Origin of the sequence: Komagataeibacter intermedius TF2 (assembly GCF_000964425.1) — a bacterium.
Taxonomy (GTDB): domain Bacteria; phylum Pseudomonadota; class Alphaproteobacteria; order Acetobacterales; family Acetobacteraceae; genus Komagataeibacter; species Komagataeibacter intermedius.
In genome coordinates this window covers 76388-93241 of the sequence record NZ_BANF01000031.1, presented here as the reverse complement: position 1 = coordinate 93241, position 16854 = coordinate 76388, and the positions used below count along the sequence as shown (strand labels likewise).

Annotated in this window: 16 protein-coding genes; 14 read left to right on the top strand and 2 right to left on the bottom strand. The window is 64.1% G+C overall.

Annotation, left to right across the window (positions count from 1 at the left end):
* Positions 1-291 precede the first annotated feature (291 nt).
* The 6 genes from B7449_RS05720 (at position 292) to B7449_RS05695 (ending at position 6220) form a co-directional block, all read left to right on the top strand.
* The gene (locus B7449_RS05720; RefSeq protein ID WP_039735753.1) at positions 292-1293 is read left to right on the top strand and encodes an ABC transporter permease; all 1002 of its coding nucleotides are present in this window, start codon (positions 292-294) and stop codon (positions 1291-1293) included.
* Positions 1290-2261 (top strand): ABC transporter permease, encoded by a 972-nt coding sequence (locus tag B7449_RS05715; protein WP_039735752.1) that lies wholly within the window; start codon positions 1290-1292, stop codon positions 2259-2261. The genes B7449_RS05720 and B7449_RS05715 overlap by 4 nt, the downstream gene beginning before the upstream one ends.
* Positions 2251-3285 carry an ABC transporter ATP-binding protein gene (locus B7449_RS05710; RefSeq protein ID WP_039735751.1) on the top strand — a complete coding sequence of 345 codons (1035 nt, stop codon included), beginning with the start codon at positions 2251-2253 and terminating at the stop codon, positions 3283-3285. Before B7449_RS05715 ends, B7449_RS05710 begins: the two co-directional genes overlap by 11 nt.
* Positions 3276-4271 carry an ABC transporter ATP-binding protein gene (locus B7449_RS05705; protein WP_373321545.1) on the top strand — a complete coding sequence of 332 codons (996 nt, stop codon included), beginning with the start codon at positions 3276-3278 and terminating at the stop codon, positions 4269-4271. The genes B7449_RS05710 and B7449_RS05705 overlap by 10 nt, the downstream gene beginning before the upstream one ends.
* Positions 4272-4505: 234 nt before the next feature.
* The gene (locus B7449_RS05700) at positions 4506-5261 is read left to right on the top strand and encodes a 2-keto-4-pentenoate hydratase (RefSeq protein ID WP_039735749.1); all 756 of its coding nucleotides are present in this window, start codon (positions 4506-4508) and stop codon (positions 5259-5261) included.
* A gap of 29 nt (positions 5262-5290) precedes the next feature.
* On the top strand, positions 5291-6220 hold the full coding sequence (locus B7449_RS05695; protein WP_039735748.1) for a 2-hydroxyacid dehydrogenase: 930 nt from the start codon (positions 5291-5293) through the stop codon (positions 6218-6220).
* A 126-nt stretch (positions 6221-6346) separates the two neighbouring features.
* Here B7449_RS05695 and B7449_RS05690 read toward each other — a convergent pair whose 3' ends face one another.
* Positions 6347-7363, bottom strand: a complete 1017-nt coding sequence (locus tag B7449_RS05690) for an LLM class flavin-dependent oxidoreductase (protein ID WP_039735845.1) — start codon at positions 7361-7363, stop codon at positions 6347-6349.
* Positions 7364-7422: 59 nt separating this feature from the next.
* Here B7449_RS05690 and B7449_RS23495 point away from each other — a divergent pair, with 59 nt between their 5' ends.
* Both B7449_RS23495 and B7449_RS05685 read left to right on the top strand, forming a co-directional pair.
* A complete protein-coding gene (locus B7449_RS23495; RefSeq protein WP_264996781.1) occupies positions 7423-7551 on the top strand; it encodes a hypothetical protein in 129 nt (42 codons plus the stop codon).
* Between the two features lie 100 nt (positions 7552-7651).
* Positions 7652-7840, top strand: a complete 189-nt coding sequence (locus B7449_RS05685; protein ID WP_010513336.1) for a hypothetical protein — start codon at positions 7652-7654, stop codon at positions 7838-7840.
* 18 nt (positions 7841-7858) lie between these two features.
* Here B7449_RS05685 and panS read toward each other — a convergent pair whose 3' ends face one another.
* Complete coding sequence (gene panS / locus B7449_RS05680; protein ID WP_039735747.1) at positions 7859-8779, bottom strand: ketopantoate/pantoate/pantothenate transporter PanS; 921 nt, start codon at positions 8777-8779, stop codon at positions 7859-7861.
* Between the two features lie 265 nt (positions 8780-9044).
* On the opposite strand from panS, the gene B7449_RS05675 reads away from it, so the two are divergent.
* The 6 genes from B7449_RS05675 (at position 9045) to B7449_RS05650 (ending at position 16850) form a co-directional block, all read left to right on the top strand.
* Positions 9045-10919 (top strand): N-acyl-D-amino-acid deacylase family protein, encoded by a 1875-nt coding sequence (locus B7449_RS05675; RefSeq protein WP_039735844.1) that lies wholly within the window; start codon positions 9045-9047, stop codon positions 10917-10919.
* Between the two features lie 168 nt (positions 10920-11087).
* Positions 11088-12248, top strand: a complete 1161-nt coding sequence (locus B7449_RS05670) for an OprO/OprP family phosphate-selective porin (RefSeq protein WP_373321546.1) — start codon at positions 11088-11090, stop codon at positions 12246-12248.
* Positions 12249-12376: 128 nt separating this feature from the next.
* Positions 12377-13207: a DODA-type extradiol aromatic ring-opening family dioxygenase gene (locus tag B7449_RS05665; protein ID WP_039735745.1), complete on the top strand. Its 831-nt coding sequence runs from the start codon at positions 12377-12379 to the stop codon at positions 13205-13207.
* A 33-nt stretch (positions 13208-13240) separates the two neighbouring features.
* Entirely contained in the window at positions 13241-13840 is a 600-nt protein-coding gene (locus tag B7449_RS05660; RefSeq protein ID WP_039735744.1) for a YceI family protein, read from the top strand.
* Positions 13841-14154: 314 nt separating this feature from the next.
* Positions 14155-15321 carry an HlyD family secretion protein gene (locus B7449_RS05655; RefSeq protein ID WP_082084777.1) on the top strand — a complete coding sequence of 389 codons (1167 nt, stop codon included), beginning with the start codon at positions 14155-14157 and terminating at the stop codon, positions 15319-15321.
* Entirely contained in the window at positions 15318-16850 is a 1533-nt protein-coding gene (locus B7449_RS05650; RefSeq protein ID WP_039735742.1) for an MDR family MFS transporter, read from the top strand. The genes B7449_RS05655 and B7449_RS05650 overlap by 4 nt, the downstream gene beginning before the upstream one ends.
* Positions 16851-16854: the final 4 nt, after the last annotated feature.

Genomic DNA, 16854 nt, shown 5'->3' with positions numbered 1-16854 from the left:
ATGGCCATCCTCACCCGGTCCCAAGGCTATGACGGGGATGAAAAACGGGAAAAGTTCCGGGGCGCCACCTTTTTTTAAAAAGGTGGCGTTCTCGTTCTGTCGCAGCTTTCTGCAAAAAGCTTCACCAAAAACGTCCTTTGGCTTTAAAACACCATCATGAGCTGACTTTTTAAACAGCCTTTGAAATGGGGTAAAACATGCCCCTGACCATACCCGCCCCTTCGCAAGCGGGGGATATGGTGCCACCCTGTTCGTGCGTCCTGATCCCAAGTTTCCGAGTGCCATACCACCATGCCCGCCCCGACCCAGCCCGTACCCCCCGGCCCATGGCGGCAGGCCGCAGGCAGGCTTGCACGCACCCCATCGGCAATGGTGGCGCTGGGCATGCTTGTGGCCGTGACGGTGGCGTGCCTGCTGGCCCCAATCTATGCCCGTGACGTGGCGCGAACCAATCCGTTCCAGTCTACCGTGGCGGGCACCGTCATGCTGGACGGGCGGGAAGTGGACATCATGCAGCCCGATGACAACCCGCTGCATCTTGGCCTCAGCCCCATCGGGCCAACATGGCGCGCCACCTATCTGCTGGGTGCGGACAGCCAGGGGCGCGATGTTATGGCGCGGCTGCTGTATGGGGGCCGCAATTCGCTGCTGATTTCAGCGGCGGCGGCGGTGCTGTGCCTGCTGCTGGCAGCGACGGTGGGGATCGTGGCGGGTTTTTTCGGCGGGATTGTCGATACCATCCTGTCGCGGCTCATGGACATCATGTGGGCGGTGCCGGTCTACCTGTTCGCCATATCGCTTTCCATTGTCATGGTCAGCCAGCAGATGCGCCTTGGCCCGTTCGTGCTGCGGGCGGACAGCCTGCTTGTTCCCGTCCTGATCATCGCGCTGGTTTACGTACCCTATGCCGCGCGCCCGATACGCGGGCGGGTCATGGCGTTGCGCCAGGCGGAATTCGTCATCGCTGCACGCTGTCTGGGCGTGCCAGGATGGCGGATCATGCTGCGTGACATCGTGCCCAATGTCATGACCACGCTGGTGACGCTTGGCCCACTGCTGATGGCGCTGGCGCTGCTGGCCGAAAGCGCGCTGTCCTTCCTCTCGCTGGGGGTGCAGGCGCCACAGCCTTCGTGGGGGACCATCATCCAGGATGGCGAGGGCCTGATCTATACCCGTCCCATGGTGGCCGTGGCGCCGGGGCTTGCGATCGTGACGGTGGTTCTTGCGCTCAATATTCTGGGCGACGGGCTGCGCGATGCGCTGGACGTGCGTGACGGGGGGCGGCGGTCATGACCGCCGTGCTGCGCCGCGCGGGCCAGACGCTGCTGGTGCTGTTTGGCGTGTCGGTGCTGGTGTTTGGCGTGTTTTTCGCCACTCCCGGCGTGGACCCGACCGCGCGCATTGCCGGGCGGAACGCATCGCCACAGATCATGGAAAAAATACGCCACGAATACGGCTTCGACCGACCATTGCCGGTGCAGTACGCAATCATGATGAAGAAACTGTTCATCACCCGCGACCTTGCATCCTATGCCGACCGGGGCGAACTGGTGGTGCCCGAAATCCTGCAGGCCGCCCCCGTTACGGCCTGCCTTGTCTGCGGGGCGGCATTCATCTGGGTTACGGTATCCATCGCCATGGGCACGATGGCCGCCGCCATGAAGGGAACATGGGTGGACCGGGGGCTGATGATGCTGGGGCTGGTGGGAATTTCCATTCCCGTATTCTGGCTGGGGGAAGTCGCCAACCTTGTAACCCAGAGCCGTTACCACGACACATGGCTGTTTTCATGGGTGCCGGGACTGGGTTACGTACCGTTCAGCCAGAGCCCCTCGGGGTGGTTCCGGGCACTGGTCATTCCGTGGGTCGTGCTGGCGGTCATGTTCATTGGCATATACAGCCGCGTGCTGCGCACCGACCTTGTCACACTGGCGGGCGAGGACTTCATGCGCACGGCGCGCGCCAAGGGACTGTCGCCCGCGCGTATCCTGCTGTGGCATGGGCTGCGCACGTCCATGGTCACGTTCGTTTCCCTGTTCGGAATGGATTTCGCTCAGCTTGTGGGCGGTGGCGCGCTGCTGACGGAAGTGGTGTTCGGCCTGCCCGGTGTCGGGCGGCTGACCTATCGCGCGCTGACCACGCTGGACCTGCCCGTCATCATGGCCACCGTCATGTATTCCGCCGTGTTCGTGGTGCTGGCCAATGCAGCGGTTGACGTGATCTACCTGTTCCTTGACCCAAGGGTGCGTGATGCCCGCTGACTGTCCCATCCCGCTGCTGGACGTACGCGACCTGTGCATCGGTTTCCCCGCGCGGGGGGGCATGGTGCCGATCGTGGAGCATGTCTCCTTCACCATGCCCGAAGCCGGGATACTGGGGCTGGTGGGGGAATCCGGGTCCGGAAAGTCCGTTACCGCCATGGCGATCATGGGCCTGATCGACGCGCCAGGGATGCGGGTCAGCGGGTCGGTGCGCTTTCGCGGGCGTGAACTGATCGGCCTGCCCCCACGGCAGATGCGCCGCCTGCGCGGGCGTGACATCGCCATGATCTTTCAGGACCCGATGACGGCCTTTACCCCCGTCTATACCATTGGCTGGCAGATCGATGAGCAGATCCGCGCCCATGAACGCCTGACCCGCGCGCAGGCGCGTGCGCGCACCGTGCGGATACTGGGGGAAATGGGCGTGCCCGACCCCGAACGCGTGGCACGGCGCTACCCCCACCAGCTGTCGGGCGGCCTGCGCCAGCGCGCGATGATCGCCATGGCGCTGTCATGCAACCCCACCCTGCTGATTGCCGATGAACCGACAACGGCGCTGGATGTCACGGTGCAGGCGCAGATCCTTGACCTGATCCGTTCGCTACGTGGCACGCATGGGTCGTCCGTGCTGCTGATCACGCATGACATGGGCGTCGTGGCCCAGACCTGCGACAGCACGCTGGTGCTGTATTCCGGCCGGGTGGCGGAAACGGGACCGACGGCGCGCGTGTTTGACCGGCCCGGCCACCCTTATACAGCGGCCCTGCTGGATTCCATCCCGCCGCTTTATGGCCCCCGCCCCGACCGGCTGCCCGCCATTTCCGGCACGCCCCCCGCGCCCATGGACCGTCCCGCCGGCTGCGCCTTCGGCCCGCGCTGCGCCCATGTCCACGCGGCCTGCACCACGACCCCGCCCGCGCTGGCGCCGCTTGGTCCAAACCATGCCGCAGCCTGCGTGCTGCCGGTCGAGGGAACGCCCCTGCCGCCACGCATTTTCCCCGCCAGCAGCGACACATGCCCATGACCGCGACATCCCCTGCCCCTGCCGCGCTGCTGGCGGTGCGCAACCTGTCCAAGACCTACCGCGTGGGACATGGGCAGCGCCTGACGGCGGTGGATGGCATATCCCTGTCGGTCATGCCGGGCGAAATGCTGGGGCTGGTGGGGGAATCCGGCTGCGGCAAGTCAACGCTGGGCCGGTGCATGCTGCGGCTGACGGACATATCGGCAGGGCAGGTCATGTTTGAAGGGCGCGACATCACCACCCTTTCCGAACGCCGCCTGCGCCCGCTACGCCCGCGCATGCAGATGGTGTTTCAGGATTCCAGCGCCTGCCTCAACCCGCGTCGGCGCGTGGGGGACCTGCTGGCCGAACCGCTGCGCGTCCACCCCGGCCCGGACGGACGCAGGCGACCGGCCGCGGACATTGACCGGCGCATGCGCGACCTTATGGACCTGGTCAGCCTGCCCGCCAGTGCGCTGGCGCGGTATCCACATGAATTTTCGGGCGGCCAGCGCCAGCGCATCAACATCGCCCGCGCCCTTGCCCTGTCCCCCCGGCTGGTGGTGGCGGATGAACCGGTTTCCGCGCTGGATGTGTCGGTACAGGCGCAGATCGTCAACCTGTTTGCCGACCTGCAGGCGCGGCTTGGACTGACCTATGTATTCGTGGCGCATGACCTGGCGGTAGTCCGTCAGGTCTCCACCCGCGTGGCCGTCATGTATCTGGGCGCGATTGTCGAAATCGGGCCGACGGACAGCGTGCTGCATCATCCCGTCCATCCCTATACCGCCGCCCTGACTGCCGCCGTGCCCCGTCCCATGGTGGGCGCACGTCCCCCGCCGCCGCTGGGGGGTGACATACCCAGTCCCGTCAACCGGCCCGCCGGATGCCGTTTCCATACACGCTGCCCATATGCGCAGGATCGCTGCCGGGAAGACGAACCTGCCCTGCGCCCCATCCGGCCGGGTCATGAAGCCGCCTGTCATTTTCCCCTTGCCACGTCATGACAGGGTGTTGGAAGAATATTCCAAGCCACCCCCCTGAAAAATAAAAGTTTCCCCGTGTCGCCCCTGTCAGACGGGCAGTTTTCCCGGACAGGCGTCTGAAACATGGCATCGCCCTGTCAAATCTCCGCCAGTTCACTGTAACCACAGGGCGCGTCCCCGGTCGTGGCATGGCATGCGGGTGCGGGATGTGCCATCGTGCCGGAGCCATGACCTGTACCGGGGAAAACCGTTTCCATGCCCAGCACCACCAGCCTGCCTGACCTGTTCCTTGCCATACGGCGTGGCCAGCTTTCCCCTCCCGCCTCCGTGGATCAGGGGCTGGCACCAGCCACGGAGGCAGAGGCCTATGCGGTGCAGGATGCGGTCGCGCGCCATCTGGGACCGGTCGAGGGATGGAAGGTCGGCGCATCCGGCCCGGATGCCGAACCCGCCTGCGCGCCCATTCATGCTGCGACCATTTTCAGGGATGGCGGGACCGTCCCGGCGGGCACATGCCGCCATCTGGGGGTCGAGGCCGAGATCGGCTACCGTTTCGCCCACGCCCTGCCCCCACGGGCCACGCCATGGACACGCGGGGAGGTGCTGGACGCCATTGGCACCGCGCATCCGGTGATCGAAATCCTCGATACCCGTTTCGACCAACCCGGATCACAGCACAGGCTGCTGCATGCTGCAGACCACCAGAGCCATGGCGCGCTGATCGTAGGCCCCGGCACCATTGCGTGGCGCACGCTGGACCCGGTGCATGAACCCGTGGTGCTGCGCATTGATGGCAGGGTCGTAAAAGACCACACGGGCGGCAATTCAGCGGGCGACCCGCTGCGCATGCTGGTCTGGCTGGCCAACCATGCATCCCGCCGGGGGATCGGCATCGGTGCGGGCTGCCTGGTCACCACCGGGTCCACCACCGGCACCATATTCGTGCCGCATGGCACGGACGTCACCGCCAGCTTTCCCGCACTGGGGCAGGTCAGCACCCATCTTGCCTGAACGCGCGCCCTTCACACGAAAGGTCTGTCATGAAGCCCGATATCCTGCTGCTTGAACCCATGATGCCTGAAATCGAGAAACAGCTCGATGCCGCCTATACCGTCCACCGTGCCGCCACGCCCGGACAGCTGGAAAAAATTGCCGGATTGATCCGTGGCATTGCCACCGGCGGGGGCACGGGCGTGCCGCGCGCGGTCATGGACAGGCTGCCACACCTTGAAATCATTGCCATAAACGGGATCGGCACGGATGCGGTCGACCTGAATGAGGCAAGGCGGCGCGGCATTCATGTCACCACCACACCGGGCGTACTGACCGATGACGTGGCGGACATGGCCATGGGCCTGCTGCTGTCGCTGCTGCGCGGCCTGCCGGCGGCGGACCGCTACGTGCGTGACGGCGCATGGGGCAGCAGCCCCCCGCCACCACTGGGCCACAGGGTATCGGGACGCAGGCTGGGCATACTGGGCATGGGCCATGTGGGACAGGCAGTGGCCACGCGTGCGCGTGCATTCGGCATGCCGGTGTCCTATACCGACCGGCGTGACAAGGCCCTGCCCGGTTACGCATTCGTACCGGACCTGCCAGCACTTGCGCACCACAGCGACGTGCTGGTGGTCGCGGCATCCGGCGGCGCGGGATCGCGGCATCTGGTCAACCGGCAGGTGCTGGATGCACTGGGGCCGGATGGCGTGCTGATCAACGTGGCACGGGGTTCGGTGGTGGACGAAGCCGCCCTTGTCGCTGCCCTGACCGACGGGACGCTGGGCGGCGCGGGCCTTGATGTGTTCGAACATGAACCCGATGTGCCCGATGGCCTGCGCACCTCGCCGCGCACGGTCCTGCAACCCCACCGCGCCAGCGCCACGGTGGAAACCCGGCTGGCAATGGGCAATCTGGTCGTAGGCAACCTTGCCGCACATTTCGCAGGCCAGCCGCTGCTGACGCCAGTGGTCTGAACAGTCAGGCAGGACATCAGGGGGTCCGGGTATCGTCTTTTTTCAAAAGGTGATGTTCGCAGGGGCTTTTGAAAAAAGAGTCACCAGAAACGTTTTCAAAACCTGTGGATCATGATGTCGTACATCTTACGAACCGATGCGTGAACCAGTTGCCAGAACGGCCTGCATTTCAGCGGTCAGTTCCAGAGCGTGACACCGCAGCCCATGATCATGAACGGGCAGCGCAACCAGCAGTTCATCGGGTTCATGACGGGCGATGAAATCGCGCAGGCGGGGCGTAATGGACCGGGCCGAACCCGCAAACGTGCAGGACAGGGTATGGTCCACCATTGCCTGTTCCGCAGGCGACCACAGGCCGGACGTGTCCGCCACCGGCGGCGGGAAGGCAATGGGGCGTCCGCGCCGCAGGGCGATGAAATACTGTTGCAACGACGTTGCAAGCAGCGCGCCCTGCGCATCGTCATCCGCCGCGATGATATTGACGCTCAGCATCACATGGGGTGCCGGGCACCGGGCCGAGGGTTCGAAGCGTGCGCGGTACAGGCTGACCGCCTCCGCCATCTGCCCCGGCGCGAAATGGGACGCAAAGGCATAGGGCAGGCCAAGCCGCGCGGCCAGAACCGCCGAAAACAGCGATGACCCCAGCAGCCACACCGGCACCCGCAGGCCCATGCCGGGTATGGCATGGATCATGTGGGTGTCTTCAGGGGCCGCCGGTTCAAAATACTGCAGCAGTTCAACCACGTCGGATGCAAAACGTTCGGGCGCGTGCGGATCGCGGCGCAGGGCGCGGGCCGTGCGCTGGTCCGCCCCCGGCGCGCGGCCAAGCCCGAGGTCGATCCGTCCGGGAAACAGGGTTTCCAGCGTGCCAAACTGTTCGGCAATGACCAGCGGGGAGTGATTGGGCAGCATGACGCCTCCTGCCCCCACGCGGATACGGCGCGTCGCGGCCGCCACCTGCCCGATCAGGATTCCCGTCGCGGCCGACGCGATACCCGGCATGGCATGGTGTTCAGCCAGCCAGTACCGCGCAAACCCCAGATCATCGGCCCGTTGCGCCAGATCCAGCGTATTACGGAAGGCATCGCCCACGCTGCCGCCGCGCGTGATCAGGGAAAGGTCAAGGACGGAAAACGGAATCACACCAGTACCCCGGCACACATGAAACATGGAAGGTCAGATAGATATGGAAACGGACCCGCATGAAATCCAGCACGGGGCATACAGAAGTTTCTGGTGATGCTTTTTTCAAAAAGCGACTGGAAACACTGTCCTTCCAGAAAAAACGCACCCGAAAGCCCCTGTTATTTTCACCCGCCGGGTTATCGTGAAGTACTTTTCGCAAAAACAGTCTGGCAGAACGGGGCCGAATACAGGAACCATCCCACCGATGGGTCGTTGGGTCAGCAGGCATTCTGTGGAGTACATCCCATGCTGACCCTTCTTATCATCGCCCTTATCATCTTCGCCATTGGTGGAGGTGGCTATGGTTACCGCTCCGGCTGGTACGGCGGCCCGAGGGGGACCGGTTTCAACGGCCTCGGGCTGCTGCCGATCATCCTGCTGGTCATCGCGCTTTTTTTGTTGCTGCATACGCCTGGTAGCGCGCCGCCGCCATGATGGTGGCGCGTCAGGGGGTCATGGACGGTCGTCGCGCGGGGGCCGTCCCGCCCACAGGGCGGCCAGGGCCGAACCCGATATGTTGTGCCATACGGAAAACACCGCCCCCGGCAGGGCCGCCAGCGGGGAGAAATACAGACGCCCCAATGTCGCCGCCAGGCCGGAATTCTGCATGCCGACCTCCAGCGCCAGCGTGCGGCATACGGCTTCGTCAAAACCCAGCAGCCGCCCGCCCCAGTATCCACCCAGCAGCCCGATCGCGTTGTGCAGCACCACACCCACCAGCACCAGCGGCCCCACCGCCGCCAGTGACGGACGCACGCCTGCTACGATGCTGCCGATGATCGTCATGATCGATACCATGGCCACCAGCGGCAGCACCGGCTCAACCCGCCGGACCAGCCGAGGACAGATGGTGTTGACAATCACCCCGCCCATGACCGGCAGGGCCACGATTTCAACAATGCTGCGAAACAGCCCCCAACTGTCGACGCTGACACCGGACGAGACGTAAAACCGCGTCAGTACCGGCGTCGCGATAATACCGACCAGCGTGGATAGCGTGCTGATGCTGACCGACAGCGCCACATCACCACGTGACAGATAGATCATGACATTGGACGCCGTGCCGCTGGACACACAGCCCACCAGGATCATGCCGGTGGCGATCATGGCCGGCATGCCCAGGACGTGCGCGATCCCCCACGCCGCCAGCGGCATGACGAGGTAATGCAGCACGACCCCCGCCACCACCGGCAGTGGCCTGCGCGCGATACGCATGAAGTCCCCCGCCGTCAGCGTCACCCCCATGGTGAACATGATAAAGGCGAGCAGCGGCGTGATGGCGGGCGTCAGCACCAGAAACGGCGCGGGATACGCAATGGCCGCAACCGAAACAAGCACCGCCCATAGCGGGAACAGCCGCGTCAGGACCGACATGTCATTTTCCGTGCGTGCACCATACCCTCACCTGCGTCGTGCTGCCTGTCCATGCGGGATGCCCGGACCTTCGTCATGATTATGTGGGGCATCTCCATACGCATGGGCGCGCGATATGGCCAGAGCGTACACGCCCGTATGCGCCGGGTTTTATGTCCCCCCGACAAACCGTAACGCAACCGCACCCGCGCCATGCTGTTGTCATACAAAGACAGGATGCAGGCCACACCCGGCCATACCTGCGCCCTGATGCATGGAGGCCCGCGTGCCCGATACCGTTTACCGCAACGCGCTTTTTTTTGATGGGACTGGTGGCTGTCCCGTCATGTCAGACATTGCCGTATCCCATGGCCGCATCGCGGCGATCTCACCCGACCTGCAGTGGGATGAAAACGCCATACAGGTGGACTGCACCGGACTGTGGCTGATGCCGGGACTGCTGGATATCCACACGCACCTTGACCTTGAACTGGAACTGGCGCCCCAGCTGCCTGAGGTGGTGCGGCACGGGACCACGACGGTGGTCATCGGCAACTGTTCCATCGGCGTAACCTATGGTCACCTGCGCAATGACGGGGAAGATCCCATAGTAGACTGTTTCGCCCGGGTGGAAAACATGCCCAAATCCGTTCTGGCCCGGGTGGCGGATGCCTGCACATGGACGGATTCACAGGGGTATCTCAATCACCTGTCCCGCCTGCCGCTGGGGGCCAATGTCGTGCCGCTCATTCCCCATTCCATGCTGCGCATTGCGGTAATGGGGCTGCGGCGGTCAATTGAACGCCGGCCCAGCCGCCGCGAACGCGCGAAGATGGCGCAACTGCTTGAGGCCGGCATGGCGCAGGGCTATGCCGGATTTTCCACCGATGCGCTACCCTTTCACTTCCTGGCCAATGCCCCGCACAAAAAACGCCGGATACCTACGCAGTACGCCAGTTTTCGCGAACTGTCGCGCCTGACCCGCATCGTGCGCCGCTATGGGCGCGTGTGGCAGGCGACCCCCCCCAAGGATCATATCTTCAGGGCAGTGCGCACCTTCCTGCTCAGCAGTGGCCGGCTGTATGGCCGGCCACTGCGGACCACGGTGCTGGCGGCGATCGACCTGCGCACCAACCGCGCGGCGGTCACGATGTGCCTCATGCTGTCGGCCATCCTCAATTCAAAGCTGCTGCGCGGCATCTTCCGTTTCCAGGTGCTGCCGGGTCCGTTCCGGATATGGAGCGACGGGGCGATCAACCCCATTGCGGATGAAATTCCCGAACTGCGCGCCCTGAATGAGCTGGAGCTTGATGACCGGGCGGGCCGCCTGCGCATTCTGGACAGCCCGCAGTGGATCGCGGCCTTTCGCGCGATGTGGATGAAGGGCAAGGCGGGATGGTCCATTGCACGGCTGCGACGTCTGCTACGGCTGGAGGATACCGTGCTGACGCGCCGCCTGTCGGACATGAAGGTGGCCGAATGTCCCCTGCCCCACTGGAATGGCGAGACGCTGCAGCAGCCCTATCACCGCCTGCGCCGGTGGCAGGCAAGCCGGGGGCGCCATGGCGCCGCCAGCCCGGCGGAAGCCGCGTTCTTCGCGACCTTTCCCAACCCCATCGAGGACGACGCCGCCTTTTTCATACACCTGCTGCGGCAGTGGGATACGGACCTGCGATGGGAGACGGTCATTGCCAACAATGATCCGGCCACCCTGAAAAAACTGCTGTTCAGCCGCCACACCCTGCCTGGGTTCAATGACAGTGGGGCGCATCTGGCCAATATCGGCTTTTATGACGGCAACCTGCGCACCCTGAAAATCGCCCAGCCCGATGGGCCGCAGCAGGTGGCCATTGCCGTCCATCGGCTGACCGGGCTGCCCGCGGCCTTTTTCAACCTTGATACCGGCGTGCTGAAGATCGGGGCGCAGGCGGACCTGTGCGTCATCGACCCTGATGCCCTGCGCCGGTGGGACCCGGAAAAAACCTATGAGTTCGTGTATCGCAGCGCATTCGGCTGCCGTCAGGTCATCAACCGGCCGCCCGGCGTCGTGCGCCATGTCATGATCGCAGGCCGGACCGCGTGGACCGATGGCGGTTATGCCCATGATTTTGGACAGGTGCCCTTTGGCCGGGTCATGCGCACGAAAGACCATGCCCGGTGACCGCCACGCCCTGTTTCCCGACGGGCAACGCGCCCGTGCACAGATTTGATGACTTCTTCCCCCGCCTTTCCATGCTATGGGCTGTAGACCCGCCTCATGACGTTGTGTGGAGAGCACTGCCCCTTGTCATGCCAATTGCAAGCCGGATCCGCACTGTGCACTTTCGTGATGATGTGCGCAGGCACGGCCCATGCCCAAAGCGTTCCCACCATTGACCTGCACGGCATAACCATAAAGCCCTACGCCACGGACCAGCTTGATGTTGGCGGGTTTCCCGGCGCGTCGCCTGCCCGTCCGGGCACGGGGGCACGTGGCGCGCGCATGCGCAATGGCGTGCGGCTGAATATCCATAAACAGGTCGAAATCGGGGCGATATGGGACTTCGGGCCTGCGCCCGGCGGGCCCATGCGTCTGTTTGAAGGCCAGGTTTCCTATATCGGGCTGCGGCATTTCGTGTTTACGGCGGGTATTTTCAAACCCAGCTTCGGCCTTGAATCCATGCAGGCGCAGGGCGATACCGTCTTTATCGAACGTTCCAGCATCTCCACCCTGACACGCAACCTGGCCACGGGCATCGAACGGCAGGCGGTGCAGGCGGAAACGTATGGGAAACGTTATCATTTTGCCCTGTCCGCCACGGCTGGCACCGCAGGCCCGGGCGAAAACGGCAACCAGCGCGCCATGGCGTTCCGCCTGGTCGGCCTGCCGGTGCGTACGCGCTCGCTGCTGTTCCATCTGGGGTTTTCGGGGGAATGGATATTCCGCCCGGCCTCCGCGGGCAATGCGGCGCCCACGCTGTCGCTGTCCGACAATCCGGAAATCAATCCCGGAACGGTTTCAAAATACCTCAATACAGGAAAAATCCAGTCCGACAGTGCAGGCGCCTTCGGGGTGGAGGCCGCCGTATCATGGCAGAAACTGCTGTTTCAGGGTGAAGCCTTTGACATCATGCTGAACAGCCACATCAACAGCAGCAGCCAGCAACTGCGCTTCCACGGGTGGTACGGGCAGCTTGGCTACACCATCAATGGAAAAGGACGGGAGTGGAAGGGACGCACGGCGGCGTTTTCCTCGCCCTCATGCGACACGAAGCAGAGCATGCTGTGCAACGGCTATGGCGTGCTGGAGGTGGCAGCCCGCTATTCCCAGGCGGACCTTGACGCCGGCCCCATACATGGCGGCGATCAGCAGACCGGGTCGCTGGCCGTGAACTGGTGGCCCACGGGAATCATCCGCACGACCATACAATATGAATACGGGCAGATCACGGGCGGTGACACGCCCGAACATTTTCATGCGGTCATGTCGATGTTCCAGATAAAATTCTGACGTCCCCATTCACACGCAGCCACGCCCCACGGGCTGGCACGTAGCCCCTGCAACGTAACGGATGCGCATATGGGGCGTTGATCCTGATATGAAGGGATCATGACGACCACGACAGGAAGGTGACCGGCATGGAACAGCACTCACGCCCCATCAACGAAACGGCACGGCCCCGCCAGCCCGTCCTGTTCCTGCCACATGGCGGGGGGCCATGTTTCTTCATGGACTGGTCCGATACATGGGACCGTATGGCGGCCTACCTGCGCGGGGTGGCGGCAGGCCTGCCGCAGCCTCCGGACGGGATCGTGGTCGTGTCCAGCCATTGGGAAACGGGGGTGCCCACGGTGACATCCGGCGCGCATCCCGCGCTGATATATGACTATTCCGGCTTTCCACCGCATACATACCAGCTCCGCTACCCCGCGCCGGGTTCGCCGGAACTCGCGGCGCATGCCTGCACCCTGCTGGACAGGGCGGGCATTGCCTGCGCGCAGGACCCCGAACGCGGGTTTGACCATGGCGTGTTCATCCCGTTCATGCTGGCGTTTCCGCAGGCGGACATCCCGGTTGTGGAACTGTCGCTGCAACGCGACCTGAACGCCGCAATGGAAATACGGATCGGGGCGGCGCTGCGCCCCCTGCGTGAGCGGAACATCCTGATTGTGGGCACGGGCATGACGTATCATAACCTGCACCATTTCATGGGCCAGAACCCGCAGTCCAACGCCGTATCACGGGAATTCGACACATGGCTGGCCCATGCGGTGGAAGCCCCACCGGACGTACGGACCGAGGCGCTGACACAATGGATGCACGCACCGGGCGCACGGATCTGCCACCCCCGGCCCGAGCACCTGCTGCCGCTCATGTTCGTAGCGGGGGCCGCCGGGACGGACCGGGGCGTGCGCGATTACAGCGATACCGTGATGGGCAAGGCGCTATCGGGTTTCCGGTTTGGCTGAAGGTGGCAGGCATCCCGTCTGTGGAGTGGTTTCATGACACACTACATGACCAGCGTTACCGCAGCCTTCATGCTGCTGGCGGCCCCTGCCCTGGCCGCGCCACCCGTGGCAGAGGTGCAGGCCGGACGCTATCGGGTCGATCCGGCCCATACCCAGATCATCTTTTCCGTGCTGCACATGGGGTTCACGCATTATTCCGGCATGTTTTCAGGCATAAGCGGCACATTGCAGCTTGATCCGGCGCATCCATCCGCCGCGCGGCTGACAGTCAGCGTGCCGATCGGCAGCCTTCAGACCACCAGCGACAGGCTGACAGGGGAACTGAAGGATGCGGACTGGTTTGACGCGGGCCGGTATCCGGATGCGACCTTTCCCTCCACATCAGTCGTGCCCGCTGGCGTGAACGGCGCAGCCATTACGGGCAACCTGACGCTGCATGGCGTAACCCGCCCGGTGGTCCTGCAGGCCCGTTATGTCGGCGCTGGCGTCAACCCGCTGGACAGGGCCTATACCGTGGGGTTCGAGGCGACAGCCACACTGCGCCGCAGTGACTTCGGGGTTACGGCCTATATGCCAATGCTGGGCGATACCGTCACGCTGACCATTGCCGGTGCGTTTGAAAAACGTGACTGACCTGTGTTGCCATCAGCACCGTGGGGCGCAGGTGCGCGCACATCCGGCCTGCCCTGTCGTGCACAGACAGCATCCTGCGCATCGCAGGCCACATGATGCCCCTGATCCGCCCCAGCGCCCGACGATTGCCCCCGAAGCGGCACGACATGCCCGGAACTGGCCTGCTGGATGCCGGGGCCTGCTCCGGCATGGCCTCTGGCGGCAGCCTTCCGGTGCACGTGTGACCTGCTGCCACCACGATGCGTGGGTGGCTTGACCATATCGTGATGTCCACCTAACAAAACAGTACCAAATCGTTCCATATATGGTGGCGCATGCCTGATACACACCAGACCGATCCTTCTTCCTCAGGCCAGCGCGCACCAGACAGTGCGACAACGGACATCCCCCCGGAAAAACCGGTCGACCCGCGCAAGGCCGCAATGCGCAGGCTGGTACTGGCAGGCATCGCGGGTCTTGCCCTGATCGCGTTTGTGGTCTGGCTGGTTCACTGGTGGACGCATGGGCGGTTCATCCAGTCCACGAACGACGCCTACCTGCAGGCCGATCAGGTCACGGTATCCACCCGCGTGGCCGGCTTTGTCGATCAGGTCCTGGTGGCGGAAAACCAGACGGTGACAAAGGGGCAGGTACTGGTGCGCATGGATGAACGCGACCCCCGCGCGCGCTTTGAACAGGCCCGCGCGCTGGCGGATCAGGGCAATGCCGCGATCATCCAGACCAGGGCCCAGATCGACGCGCAGGATGCCGAAATCGCACAGGCGCAGGCCCGGCGCGACGCAGCGCAGGCACAGGTCGATTTTGCCGACCGGCAGGTTGCCCGCTACCGTGCGCTGGCCGCCACGGGGGCAGAAACGAACGAACATTACGACCAGTTGCGCAACAGCAGCGCACAGGCGCATGCCCAGCTGGCGCAGGCCACAGCCGCCCTGAAATCCGCACAGCTTCAGATCGCCACCTTCCGCGCCGAGATCCTGCAGGCGCAGGCCCGCATTGAACAGGCCATAGCCCAGCAGCGTTCCGCGCAGGTGGATCTGGACGCCACCACCATCCGCGCCGCCGTGGACGGACGCGTGGGCGACCGCAGCGCCCGCGTGGGGCAGTACGCCGCCGTGGGCACGCATATGATGACCATCGTGCCGGTGCAGGACATCTACCTTGTCGCCAATTTCAAGGAAACGCAGATCCGTCGCATGCGCGCGGGCCAGCCGGTCACGGTATCGGTCGATGCGCTGGGTGGTGAGAAAATACACGGCACGGTCGAAAGCTTTGCGCCGGGCACGGGCGCGCAGTTCGCCCTGCTGCCGCCGGACAACGCAACCGGCAACTTCACCAAGGTGGTGCAGCGCGTGCCGGTGCGCATCCATATCCAGCCAGATCCGGCGCAACGTGTGGTGCTGATCCCCGGTCTGTCGGTTACGGCGGCAGTCGATACGCTGGCAGCCGGAACCGACCCGGCCCCCGGCGGTGGCGGATCGTGAGCACGCAGCCAGCAGACCCCAGCGGCCCCACCGCCCCGCAGAAAGCGGACGCGGCGGCATGGCTGGCGGTGGCGGCGGGCACCATCGGCGCGCTTATGGCGACGCTGGATACCTCCATCGTCAATTCGGCGCTGCCCACCATCCAGGGGGAAATCGGGGCGTCGAGCAGCGAGGGCACATGGGTCACCACGGCCTACCTTGTGGCCGAAATCGTCATGATCCCGCTGGCCGGATGGTTCGAGCGCATATTCAAGCTGCGCAATTTCCTGCTGATCGCAGCCGTGCTGTTCACCATCTTTTCCATGTGGTGCGGGCTTTCGCCCAACCTCATGCACATGATCATCGGCCGCGTGGGACAGGGCTTTACGGGCGGGGCGATGATCCCGACCGCCATGACCATCGTGGCCACGCGCCTGCCACCGGCGCAACGGCCGGTGGGCATCGCGCTGTTTGGCATGACCGCGGTCCTTGGCCCGGTGATCGGGCCGGTCATTGGCGGGTGGCTGACGGAAAACCTGAGCTGGCATTATGCCTTTTTCCTCAACCTGCCCATTAGCATCGGGCTGATGGTGCTGCTGTTTGTCGGCCTGCCCAAGGGCCGGATCGACTGGGGCGAATTCCGGAACACCGATTATTACGGCCTTGCCGGGCTGGTGCTGGGGCTGGGTGGCCTGACCGTGGTGCTGGAGGAAGGGCAGCGCGAACGCTGGTTTGAATCCGACATGATCCGCGAACTCAGCATCATGTCCCTGCTTGGCATGATCCTGCTGGTGGTGGGACAGTTCCGGTCACGACAGCCGGTCATCCACCTGAAAATCCTGCTGCAGAAAAGCTTTTTCGGGGTATTTGTCCTCAGCCTCGGGGTGGGTGGCGCGCTGTATGGCATCCTGTACCTGATCCCGCAGTTCCTTGCCGCCGTTCCCGACTACAATTCCGAACAGTCCGGTGTGGTGGCCGCCATAAGCGGCATTCCCACCCTGCTTATGCTGGCGGTATTTCCCATTCTGGTGCGCAAGCTTGATATCCGGCTGGCCATCGCATTTGGCATGTTCCTGTATGTCGTCAGCTGTTTCATGAACGCGCACCTGTCACCCGACAGCGCGGGGCCGCATTTTTTCTGGTCGCAGGTGGTGCGTGGCTTTGCGCAGTTCTTCTCGCTGCTGTTCCTCAACCAGGCAGCGACCAGCGCGGTGCCCATACAGTATGCGGAAGATGCGTCCGGCCTGTTCAACGCCGCGCGCAACCTTGGGGGATCATTCGGACTGGCGGCGGTCGCGACCCTGCATGACCGCCGGATGGACCTGCATACCGCCCGTATCGAGGAAACCATCACCGCCAATTCCCCGCTGGGGCAGGAATTCGTGCAGCATTACGGACTGGCGCGCCTGAGCGCCCTGATCACGCGGCAGGCCACGGTCATGACCTATGGCGACCTGTTCTGGATATTTGGCATCGCCCTGCTGGTGATGATGCCCCTTGTAATCCTTATCAAGCCCATGCCCAAAGATGCCGGCATGACGGTGGGATGACGCA